7 protein-coding genes are annotated in these 11,671 nt (G+C 36.6%); 2 read left to right on the top strand and 5 right to left on the bottom strand.

Going from position 1 to position 11,671, the window contains the following annotated elements:
- Positions 1 to 47 precede the first annotated feature (47 nt).
- Entirely contained in the window at positions 48 to 1,661 is a 1,614-nt protein-coding gene (locus HW347_RS10210; protein ID WP_214611783.1) for an aminopeptidase P family protein, read from the top strand.
- A gap of 44 nt (positions 1,662 to 1,705) precedes the next feature.
- Here the strand turns inward: HW347_RS10210 and thrC are convergent, their stop codons facing one another.
- The 3 genes from thrC to thrA are packed head-to-tail and all read right to left on the bottom strand — an operon-like array spanning position 1,706 to position 6,371.
- Complete coding sequence (thrC, locus tag HW347_RS10205; protein ID WP_214611782.1) at positions 1,706 to 3,001, bottom strand: threonine synthase; 1,296 nt, start codon at positions 2,999 to 3,001, stop codon at positions 1,706 to 1,708.
- Complete coding sequence (locus HW347_RS10200; protein ID WP_214611781.1) at positions 3,001 to 3,924, bottom strand: homoserine kinase; 924 nt, start codon at positions 3,922 to 3,924, stop codon at positions 3,001 to 3,003. Before HW347_RS10200 ends, thrC begins: the two co-directional genes overlap by 1 nt.
- A gap of 2 nt (positions 3,925 to 3,926) precedes the next feature.
- Positions 3,927 to 6,371, bottom strand: a complete 2,445-nt coding sequence (gene thrA / locus HW347_RS10195) for a bifunctional aspartate kinase/homoserine dehydrogenase I (protein ID WP_214611780.1) — start codon at positions 6,369 to 6,371, stop codon at positions 3,927 to 3,929.
- 377 nt (positions 6,372 to 6,748) lie between these two features.
- Between thrA and HW347_RS10190 the strand changes: the two genes are divergently transcribed.
- Positions 6,749 to 8,302, top strand: coding sequence for an NAD(P)H-hydrate dehydratase (locus HW347_RS10190; RefSeq protein WP_214611779.1), 1,554 nt, complete (start codon positions 6,749 to 6,751; stop codon positions 8,300 to 8,302).
- Positions 8,303 to 8,384: 82 nt separating this feature from the next.
- On the opposite strand, the gene HW347_RS10185 is transcribed toward HW347_RS10190, so the two are convergent.
- Together HW347_RS10185 and HW347_RS10180 are read right to left on the bottom strand one after the other, a co-directional pair.
- Positions 8,385 to 8,786, bottom strand: a complete 402-nt coding sequence (locus HW347_RS10185) for an STAS/SEC14 domain-containing protein (protein ID WP_155597345.1) — start codon at positions 8,784 to 8,786, stop codon at positions 8,385 to 8,387.
- A gap of 202 nt (positions 8,787 to 8,988) precedes the next feature.
- Complete coding sequence (locus tag HW347_RS10180) at positions 8,989 to 11,535, bottom strand: ATP-dependent Clp protease ATP-binding subunit (protein ID WP_214611778.1); 2,547 nt, start codon at positions 11,533 to 11,535, stop codon at positions 8,989 to 8,991.
- Positions 11,536 to 11,671 lie beyond the last annotated feature (136 nt).

The following is an 11,671-nucleotide window of genomic DNA, read 5'->3' as shown; positions in this document are numbered from 1 at the left end:
TCTTTGTAAATTACCAAACTTTAAATTAATCCCATAAAACAAATATAATGGTGAGACTTCTTTATTTATTAGTGGCGTTGTTATTGGCTCCTTTGACAAGCATTGCACAAGATGAACCTGCGGATTTTCTTTCGTCAGATTTTCATAAAGGCAGGAGAGAGGCAGTTAGAGAAATGATGCCTGCTAATAGTGTGGCCGTATTTTTTGCAAATGCGGTACGGAACCGCGCAAATGATGTTGATTATGTCTATCATCAAGACCCTAATTTTTACTACCTAACGGGCTATAAAGAACCAAATGCAGTTTTGGTTATTTTTTCTGAAAAACAACAAATTGAAGGTGTTAGTAATAATGAAGTACTATATGTTCAAGAGCGTGACCCACGAGCCGAGCAATGGAATGGAAAACGTTTGGGTGTAGAAGGGGTTAAAAATATTTTGGGATTCAATACGGCATTTAATGGCAGTGCATTTAAACAAGCTGAATTCAATTTTCAGGAGTTTGATAAAGTTTTGTTTTTTGATTTTGAGAATGATTTCCGTGACTCAAGTGATGAAGCGGATCTTTACGATTTGGTTCAAACATTTAAAACTAAAGCCAATTACCCTGCGGATTATGATAGTTCAAAAGATAGGTTCTATTCTATGATTACATCTACGGATGTGGAGAATAGCGCCAATGTCGCACAAATATTAGGTAGATATTTGAGTAGGGATGAAAAACTAAAAGAAGACGAACTAATAAACGGTTTCGTAAATGCTGAGGATGACAAATTAAGAAGTGAAATTAAACAGAAGGTAACATTGAAATTGGATGCTAATAATTTGAATTCTTCCATGCTGAACGAAATTATGGCGACGCTACGAGAGACTAAATCAGCTGAAGAAATGATGCTTTTGAAAAAGGCCGTAGAAATTTCTGCTGTTGGTCAGGTTGAGGTAATGAAAGCTATGCATCCAAATATGTCTGAAACTGAAATTCAGGGAGTTCATGAGTACGTCTATAAAAAATATGGAGCAGAATACGAAGGCTATCCGTCTATAGTAGGAGGAGGGAACAACGGTTGTATTTTACATTATATAGAAAATAATAAAACTAAAGTAGGTAATGATTTGGTGTTGATGGATTTAGGAGCTGAATACCACGGATATACTGCAGATGTTACTAGAACCATTCCTGCCAATGGGAAGTTTTCTAAAGAACAAAAGCTGATTTATGACATTGTGTATAATGCACAGGAAGCCGGTATTGAAGCTAGTGTGGCAGGAGCTCCTTTTCAAGCTCCAGGTCAGGCTGCCAGTAAGGTAGTTACAGAAGGACTAATGGCATTGGGAATTATTAAAAAAGAGGCAGATGCACGTGTTTACTTCCCCCATGGTACGTCACATTATTTGGGCTTAGATGTTCACGATCAAGGTACTTATAGACCTTTTCAAGAAAATACGGTTATTACAGTAGAGCCGGGAATTTACATTCCAGAAGGTAGTGATTGTGATAAAAAATGGTGGGGTATTGCGGTGCGAATAGAAGATGATATTCTAATAACAAAAGAAGGTCCTATAAATTTATCAGCAATGGCACCGAGAAAATCGGAAGAAATAGAGAGAGTAATGAAGCAGCCAAGTCCGCTGGACAAGTTTGAACTTCCTATTTTGAAGTAATAAAAAAGCCCCTAAAGAAATTTTTCTTTAGGGGCTTTTTTGTTTTATCTGTTTAACAAATACTGTTTCAATTCATCATACTCCTTTATTGAAATGGATTTCTTTTCCTTATCCATAACCTTTTTAATTTGTTCAGGAATTTCAACTGTCCTGCCTATAGTGTCTTCCACCACGTCTAAAAATTTCACGGGATGAGCGGTTTCTAAAAAGATTCCATAAGTACCAGGATGTGATTCCTGATATTTCTTCAATCCTAAATAACCAACAGCACCATGCGGGTCTGCAATGTAGCCACTGTTGTTATATATTTTCTTCATGGTCTCTCTAGTTTCTGCATCTGTAAATGAATAAGAAGAGAGGCTTTCTTTTAGTTTGTCAAAATTGTCTTGATACAAATGTCTAATACGGACAAAATTGCTAGGGTCACCCACATCCATAGCATTTGAAATTGTTGCTGTAGATGGTTTTGGTTTGTACTCCTCGGTTTTCATAAACTGAGGAACAGTATCATTAACATTTGTGGAAGCCACAAAGTGCTTAACCGGCATACCCAAACGTTGAGCTACCATACCGGCACATACGTTTCCAAAATTTCCGCTAGGTATGGAAAATACAATTTCCTTTTCTTTTGATTTTGCCTGTTTGTAAGCGAAAAGAAAATAGAACAATTGTGGTAACCAGCGCGCCACGTTAATGGAATTGGCGGATGTTAATTGCATTTTCTCCAGAAGAGCTTCATCTAAAAATGCAGTTTTCACCATTTTTTGACAGTCGTCAAAAGTACCGTCAACTTTAAGGGCGGTAATGTTTTGACCTAAAGTAGTTAACTGTCTTTCTTGAATATCACTCACTTTTCCGTTGGGATATAAAATAACCACACGTACTCCTTCTACACCTAGAAATCCATTGGCTACGGCACCACCAGTATCACCAGAAGTAGCAACTAAAACAGTTACATCTTGTTTTTCTCCTTCCGAAAAATAACCAAGACAGTTTGCCATAAAACGGGCGCCTACGTCTTTAAAAGCCATGGTTGGTCCATGAAAAAGCTCTAGGGTTGAAATGTTTTCTTCAATCTCAACTAAAGGAAAATCAAAGTCAAGAACCTTGGCGATAATTTCACGAAGTCTGTCATTAGGAATTTCCTTTGCTACAAACTGATGAATGGCATTAAACGCAATTTCATGATCAGTTAAATCTTCTATTTTTTCAAAAAAACTAGCAGGAAGAGGGTCAATCTGTTCTGGAAAATAGAGTCCCTTATCAGGTGCAATCCCTTTAATCACTGCGTCTTTAAATGAAACTTCAGGTGCTTTTTTATTTAGACTGTAAAAATTCATTACTGTATGGTCTTAATTCCTTCACTGTTAATTTTAGATACATGAACATCGTAATCAATACCAATGTTTTTGTATACTTCTTTCATTGCCGTAGCAACTTTATTTGCGGTATCTATTCCTTTGCTGAAAGCAAAAATAGATGGTCCCGACCCTGAGATGCCACAACCTAAAGCGCCGGCTTTTAGAGCTTCACTTTTTACTTGGTTAAAACCGGGTATAAGAATGGAACGTACGGGTTCTACAATGTGATCTTCCAAAGAACGACCTATAAGATCATAATCTTCAGTAAACAGACCAGCTATGAGTCCGCCTACATTTCCCCATTGTTTAATACCGTCCGCCAAAGTAATATTGGTTTTGAGTATCTTCCTTGAATCTGATGTTTTAACTTCTATCTGCGGGTGAATTACAGTTGCATGCAAATCACTAGGTGTGTGGATAGGAATGATATCCAAAGGGTCATAACTGCGTACTAACGTAAAACCACCAAATAGGGCAGGAGCTACATTATCTGCATGGGCTACACCACTTGCTAGTCTTTCCCCCTCCATTGAAAATTTAACGAGTTCTAACGTGGTAAACGGCCTGTCTAGAAGTTCGTTCATGGCCCAAACCGCACCTGTTGAACTTGCGGCACTGCTGCCTATTCCACTACCTGCTTTAATTTTTTTGTAAATTTCAATTTCAAATCCACCTGTGTAATCGCTTTTTTCTAAAAGAGCTAACCCAGCTACGCCTGCAACATTTTGAAGCGTTTCCATTGGTAAATCTTGACCCTCAAGTTTGGTGATTCGTATGCCTTTTTCTTGGGTTTTACGAACAACCATTGTGTCGCCTACATTATCAAGGGCAACACCTAAGACGTCAAATCCACAAGAAACGTTTGCTATAGTGGCAGGGCAAAAAACTTTGATTTCCTCCATAATTAGAAATTTCCGATTCTGATGATATCGGCAAAAATACCTGATGCTGTAACATCTGCACCTGCACCTGCTCCTTTTATAATCATAGGTTGGTTAGGATAACGTTCTGTGTAGAACAAAACGATATTATCACTGCCTTCTAAATTATAAAAATCATGACCTTTTGGTATAGCCTGGAGGCCTACACTTGCTTTTCCGTCCTCAAACTGAGCAACATATTTAAGTTTACTATTAGCATCATTTGCTTCCTTGTACATAGCCTGAAAATCATCTTCATTTTTTATAAGTGTAGCAAAAAAGTCTTCATTATTATCGGTATCCAAACTTTCTTGTGGTAAGAAAGGTTTGTTCGCGATATCTGTAATCTCTAATTGATTTCCACTTTCTCTGGCTAAAATCAATATTTTCCGCATTACATCAACACCACTTAAATCTATTTTTGGATCTGGCTCAGTATAACCTTCTTGTTGTGCTTGTTTCACAACATCATGAAAAGTAGTCTTATCATTAAAATTGTTGAATACAAAGTTTAGACTTCCGGAAAGTACCGCTTGAATTTTAAGAATTTTATCACCGGAAGCAATTAAGTGCTTCAAGGTGTCTATAATAGGTAATCCTGCGCCTACATTGGTCTCAAACAAAAATGGAGCATTGTAGGTTCTAGCAAGAGATTTTAATTCTTGGTAATTTTCATAGGCCGAAGAGCATGCAATTTTATTACATGTAACTACAGAAATACTATTGCCTAAATAAGTATTGTAAGTTTTAGAAACCTCTTCACTAGCCGTATTATCAACAAAAATACTGTTACGGTAATTGAGTTCATTCACCATTTTCATGAATTCAACCTTGTCCGCTTTTTGACCACCGGCCAAAGCCTCTTCCCAGTTTTTGAGAGAAATTCCATTCTCTTCAAAAACCATGGTTCGTGAATTGGACATACCAATTACACGAATGTTCAATTTTAAGTTCTCCTTCAAAAACTTCTTTTGTTGATAAACTTGATTCAAAAATTTTGAACCTACATTACCAACACCCATTACAAATAGGTTTAATTGTTTTATGTTTTCCTCAAAAAATTCTTCATGTAGCGCATTCAGAGCTTTTTTGACATCTTCTTTTTTTATGACTGCAGAAATGTTTCGTTCGGATGCTCCCTGTGCAATAACCCTAAGGTTTACATTGTTCTTCCCTAAGGTGCTGAACATTTTACCGCTCAAACCCTGGTGGCTTTTCATATTATCGCCAACTAGAGCAATTATGGCCAATTCTTTTTCGGCTATTACAGGTTTTATTTTTCCTCTTTCAATTTCATATTCAAAAGCGGCGTTCACAACTTCTGTTGCCTTATCAATGTCATCAGCAGAAATACCTACACAGATTGAATGTTCAGAAGACGCTTGAGTAATAAGTACAACACTTATTTCCGATTGAGAAAGTACTTCAAAAAATCGTTTTGAAGTTCCTGGAATACCTACCATTCCAGGTCCTTCTAGAGATAAAAGTGCAATATTTTCAACATGGCTTATGCCACGTACAGTCTTGCCTTTTTCGTTTTTGTTCTTGGTAATTAATGTACCTGCATTTTCAGGTTCAAAAGTATTTTTTATAACGATAGAGATTCCCTTAGCCAACACCGGTTGAATTGTTGGAGGGTATAAAACTTTGGCGCCAAAATGAGAAAGCTCCATGGCTTCTTCGTAAGATATGTGTGGGATAGCCTTGGCTTGTTTTACCAATTTAGGATTAGCAGTATACATACCACTAACATCTGTCCAGATTTCTAAAAATTCAGCATTGATTGCCGCTGCTATAATGGCTGCGGTATAATCAGAACCTCCACGTCCTAAAGTGGTAGAGTTACCACTTTCACTGGAAGCGATAAAACCTCCCATGACAATAACTTGGTGTTCGTCTTTATCTAAGAAATTTGCGCAATTAGCGTTGGTTAAATCAAAATTAACCGTGGCTTTGCCGTTAACATCATTGGTCTTGATCAGCTCTCTGCTATCTAAATAGCCGGCTTTCAATCCTTCTTGGGCAAAATACTCACTAATAATATAGGATGATAAAAGCTCGCCGTAGCTTACAATTTTATCGGAAAGTCGGGGAGTGATTTCACCAATTAGAAACGCACCTTCCAGTAGTGTCTCCAAAGTATTGAGTTCACTTTTGACCTTGCTAAGTACTTTGCTCTGGGCATTTACGTGAATAAGTTCCTTGGCAGTCTCTAAGTGTCTGTCTTCAATTTCTTTTAAAATTGATTTATAACCTTCACTTTGTTTTGAAGCCAAATGAGCCGCATTCAATAAGAGGTCTGTGACTCCACCAAAAGCTGATACCACCACAATGGTCTTATTGGTATTTGTATTGGCTACAATATTTTTTACTAATGATATGTTGGAGGCGTTAGCAACAGAGGTGCCGCCGAATTTTAAAACTTTCATGTTAGATGAAATTAACTCTTAAAAATAGATTGAATGCGAAATAACGCAATAGCGAACTGATATGTTTTTGTCTACCCCAAAGGGGTGGTGGTGCCAAACGTGTTGATTGAACCATTGGTCGTGAAGAAAAATTCAGTTGATATGTTGGCGATATGCTGATACATAGTAAAAATGAAAGCATCAAAAGTAGTACTTTTGGATTCTTAATCAAATTTTTGTTGTTAGTTATTGAGCGTTAATGTTAATTACTTACATTATTCAAATATTTGTGAGATTTATGCAAGGATTTATGGTTGTAAACCCTTGATTTTAATACAGAAGTAACAATTAACAACTAGGTACATATTTAAAAACTAGATAATTCTACAATCTTATACATGAAAATTTTCTCTGCAAAGCAAATTTATGAAGCTGACAAGGCGACAATAAAAAAGAATAATATTTCTAGTAATGAATTAATGGAAGGTGCTGCCGTTCAACTTTTTAATTGGTTACATTTTAGAATTCAAGGAGGACCGGTAAAAATACACTTGTTCTGTGGTATTGGTAATAACGGAGGTGATGGTATTGCCTTGGCTCGTCATTTACAAGAACATGGCTACAATATAGCCGTATACGTTGTAAACTATAGTAAGAAGCGTTCAGACGATTTCTTAGTAAACCTAGATCGGTTAAAAGAGCGAAAGGTATGGCCCGAATTTCTTGAAGAAAATTCGGTTTTACCTGAAATAGGTCGTGAAGATATTGTGGTAGATGCTATTTTTGGAATTGGCTTGAATCGTGCACCCGATACTTGGGTTGTTAACTTGTTTGAGCATATTCAAAAATCGGAAGCTTTTGTGCTTTCTGTAGATATTCCATCAGGATTGTTTACAGATAAGGTTCAAAAAGATGAAAAGGCGGTAGTAAAAGCAAACCATACATTAAGTTTTCAAGTTCCAAAATTGGTTTTTTTCTTGCCAGAAACTGGAATTTTTACCCAACAATGGGAAGCTTTAGATATTGGTCTTGACCCTGAATTTCTAGCAACTACGGAAACGGAGTATGAGTTAATAAGTAAAAATGAAATGCTTCCCGTTTATATTCCGAGGGAGAAATTCTCGCATAAAGGCACTCATGGGCACGGTCTAATAATAGGAGGTAGCTATGGAAAGATAGGAGCGGTTAATTTGGCTTCTAAAGCTTGTTTAAAAACGGGTAGTGGTTTGGTTACGGCATATGTTCCTAAATGCGGATATATTCCCCTTCAAACAAGTTTTCCAGAAGCAATGGTCTTAACCGATGCCGAAGAAAAATATATTACTAAAATTGATTTTGATATTAATCCAACCGTAATAGGTGTTGGAGTTGGATTAGGAAAAGATGAGAGTACAGTAAAAGCGTTAGATGAGTTTTTAGATAAAAACAAAAAGCCTTTGGTTATTGACGCAGATGCGCTTAATATCCTTTCGGAAAACAAAAACTTACTTAAAAAGATTCCTGCTCAAAGTGTATTAACGCCGCATCCAAAAGAATTGGAACGTCTAATAGGGAAGTGGAAAGATGATTTTGATAAGTTGGATAAAGCCAAGAAATTTTCAAAACAATACGATTGTATCCTGGTAATAAAAGGTTCGCATACCATTACAATCTATGATGAAAAGGGCTATGTAAATACAACTGGTAATCCAGGAATGGGAACAGCTGGCACTGGTGATGTTTTAACTGGTATGATAACTGGATTAATTGCTCAGAGCTATAGCCCATTAAATGCTGCTGTATTTGGAGTGTATTTACATGGTAGAGCAGGAGATATAGCTGTTGATAAAACAGGCTACCAGGCACTTACGGCAACTAATGTTATTGACGATATTGGATCCGCTTTTATGGATTTGTTCGCGCAGCCAGAAAGTAGACCTGAGGTTAACGAAAATGAAGCGCCGCCGGAATAGACTTTAGATAAGGTATAGAAAAACGAAAACCTCAAGACTTTTAAATCTTGAGGTTTTTTGTTTTTGGTAGAGTTATGTAATTCTATTTAGCTTTCACACGTCTTTTAACCCATGTAACGGCATTATCAAATTCAATAAAGAATTTCATTGGTTTTTTGTAGAAAAGTTTTTCAATCTTAAAGTTATGCATATCTATTTCTTTTACGGAAACAATAGCTAATGCTTTAAGGTTATCTAATTGTCTCAAATAGGTGTAAATAGTAGGGTCTACGGCATAAGAATTTTTTCTCAGGCTTATATAGCCAAAGTTTTTATCCCTAAAGTGAATTTCTGAAATTCCTATTATTTGGTATACTCTCTCTAATGTAAGTGTTGCCCCTTCATCAAACAGCGAAACCATATAGTTTTCGTAAACCTGTATTTTTCCAACATCTAATTGATACTCCCTGACTATAATAGTCTTCTTTGGTCGTCTCACTTTCATTTTAAATATATTATAATGTCCTGAGACGAATGTAGATGTATCATTATCTATTGTGAAAAATAATAGATTAAAAGCGTAAATATCGTTTATAGTGCTATTGCTAGAATAGGATTGTGTAGTGTTTCTTACTTTCAAATTTTATCATAAGAAAAAAGGGAGTCAATTTAATTGACTCCCTTTGCTAACATTTCTTACGTTAAGTTTATGATTTAGAAGATTTTTCTGCTTTTTTAATTTCAATTGTAAGTTCTTCTTTCTTCTCGTCTAGGTCCATTAGGATAGTGTCTCCTTCTTCAAGTTTGGAGTTTACTATCTCTTCGGCTAAAGCGTCTTCAATATACTTTTGAATAGCTCTTTTTAAAGGTCTAGCACCATATTGTTTATCAAAACCTTTGTCTGCAATATAGTCTTTGGCTTTGTCCGTTAGGTTAAGCTCATATCCAATATCCTTGATTCTTGCGAACAACTTGCGAAGTTCAATATCAATAATTTTGTGTATGTCTTCTCTTTCTAATGAGTTGAAAACAATAACGTCATCTATTCTATTTAGAAATTCAGGGGCAAATGCTTTTTTAAGCGCGCCTTCTATAACTCCTTTTTGATGACTATCTTCTTGAGATTTCATTGCTGAAGTTCCAAAACCAACACCTTGTCCGAAATCTTTCAATTTACGGGCTCCAATGTTAGAAGTCATAATGATAATAGAATTTCTAAAGTCTATTTTTCGTCCTAAACTATCTGTTAGGAAACCATCATCTAAAACTTGCAACAGCATATTAAATACATCTGGATGCGCTTTTTCAACTTCATCCAATAGAATAACAGAGTAAGGCTTGCGTCTAACTTTTTCAGTTAACTGGCCACCTTCTTCGTAACCTACGTATCCCGGAGGTGCACCTACTAGTCTAGAAATAGCGAACTTCTCCATGTATTCACTCATGTCAATACGTATTAACGCATCTTCCGAGTCAAAGAGTTGTTGTGCCAATACTTTGGCCAACTGGGTTTTACCAACACCAGTCTGACCTAAGAAAATGAACGAACCAATAGGTTTATTTGGATCTTTTAACCCAGCACGGTTTCTTTGAATAGCTTTAGCAACCTTTGCAACCGCTTCATCTTGGCCAATAACATTGGCTTTAATAAGGTTAGGTAGTTCGGCTAATTTATTGCTTTCTGTTTGTGCTATTCTGTTTACGGGTATACCGCTCATCATAGAAACAACATCGGCAACATTGTCTTCGCTAACTATTTCTTTATGTAATTTGCTGTCTTCTTCCCATTTTTCTTGCGCTGAAGCCAGGTCTTTCTCAAGACGTTTCTCATCATCGCGTAGTTTGGCAGCTTCTTCGTATTTCTGCTTTTTAACAACGCTGTTCTTTAGTTCACGAACATCTTCAAGCTTCTTTTCAAGCTCTAGAATCTGTTTAGGAACATCCATATTTACAATATGAACACGAGAACCAGCTTCATCAAGGGCATCAATAGCTTTGTCTGGTAAGAAACGATCCGTCATATAACGGTTGGTTAACTTAACACAAGCAATTATAGCCTCATCTGTATAGGTTACATTGTGGTGATCTTCATATTTTGCTTTAATGTTATGAAGAATCTCAATAGTCTCATCAACTGTTGTAGGTTCTACAATAACTTTTTGGAAACGTCTTTCTAGTGCACCATCTTTTTCTATATACTGACGGTATTCATCTAGCGTAGTAGCTCCAATACATTGAATTTCACCTCTTGCCAAGGCAGGTTTGAACATGTTTGATGCATCTAAGCTACCTGTAGCGCCACCGGCACCTACAATGGTATGAATCTCGTCTATAAAAAGAATAACATCATCATTCTTTTCAAGCTCGTTCATAACCGCTTTCATGCGCTCTTCAAACTGGCCACGATATTTAGTGCCGGCAACCAAAGAAGCTAAATCAAGAGTTACAACTCTTTTATTATATAGGATACGCGAAACCTTTTTGTTTATGATACGTAATGCCAAACCTTCGGCAATAGCACTTTTACCAACACCAGGTTCACCTATTAATAAAGGATTGTTTTTCTTTCTTCTACTTAAAATCTGTGAAACACGCTCTATTTCTTTGTCTCTACCAACTACAGGGTCAAGTTTGTCCTCTTCCGCCATAAGCGTTAGGTCACGACCAAAGTTGTCAAGTACAGGTGTTTTTGATTTTTTGTTGCCTTTTTGTCCGGCTGCAGTTCCAAAGCTACCTTCTTTACCCTCGTTATCGTCGTTTTCACTAGGAAACGATTCGGAAGTTGGTGCGTCTACAATATCATCGTCGCTTGTGATCATAAATTTAAACTGTTCCTTTACACCATCATAATCTACTTTCAGTTTGTGAAGTAGTTTCGTGGTGGGGTCATTTTCATTTCTCAAAATACATAATAATAAATGTGCAGTATTGATCGAGGAACTCTGAAAAAGCTTGGCTTCTAAAAACGTAGTCTTTAGGGCCCGCTCTGCCTGCCTCGTCAAATGCAGGTTCTTTTTATCTTTTTGTAAACTATTCGGGTTTGGATTGGAAGGGCTAAGTATTTCAACCTTTCGCCTTAGATGATCTAAATCGACCTCCATAGCGTCAAGAATACTAATTGCTTTGCCATTACCATCTCGTAAAAGCCCCAACATTAGATGCTCGGTACCAATGAAATCATGGCCTAACCGTAGCGCCTCCTCTTTACTATAAGCAATTACGTCTTTTACTCTCGGTGAAAAATTATCATCCATAAATTTATCCTTTCATCTATAAAATTACTAAAACTATACCAATCTAACGCAAATAGTGTACCTAATATTAGATAAAGTATCCTGAAATAATGAAAAAGGAATAGGTGTAAAAGAGAACCAGCAATTTTTAGTGTAA

Source organism: Zobellia barbeyronii (genome assembly GCF_018603515.1).
In the GTDB taxonomy this organism is placed as follows: Bacteria; Bacteroidota; Bacteroidia; order Flavobacteriales; family Flavobacteriaceae; genus Zobellia; species Zobellia barbeyronii.
Note: the sequence above shows the minus strand (reverse complement) of the source record. Positions and strands in the feature narration are given on the sequence as shown.

Excerpts from the sequence above, each read along its gene's own strand:
- HW347_RS10210 (WP_214611783.1), top strand. The coding sequence starts at position 48 with ATGGTGAGACTTCTTTATTTATTAGTGGCGTTGTTATTGGCTCCTTTG.
- thrC (WP_214611782.1), bottom strand. The coding sequence starts at position 3,001 with ATGAATTTTTACAGTCTAAATAAAAAAGCACCTGAAGTTTCATTTAAA.
- HW347_RS10200 (WP_214611781.1), bottom strand. The coding sequence starts at position 3,924 with ATGGAGGAAATCAAAGTTTTTTGCCCTGCCACTATAGCAAACGTTTCT.
- thrA (WP_214611780.1), bottom strand. The coding sequence starts at position 6,371 with ATGAAAGTTTTAAAATTCGGCGGCACCTCTGTTGCTAACGCCTCCAAC.
- HW347_RS10190 (WP_214611779.1), top strand. The coding sequence starts at position 6,749 with ATGAAAATTTTCTCTGCAAAGCAAATTTATGAAGCTGACAAGGCGACA.
- HW347_RS10185 (WP_155597345.1), bottom strand. The coding sequence starts at position 8,786 with ATGAAAGTGAGACGACCAAAGAAGACTATTATAGTCAGGGAGTATCAA.
- HW347_RS10180 (WP_214611778.1), bottom strand. The coding sequence starts at position 11,535 with ATGGATGATAATTTTTCACCGAGAGTAAAAGACGTAATTGCTTATAGT.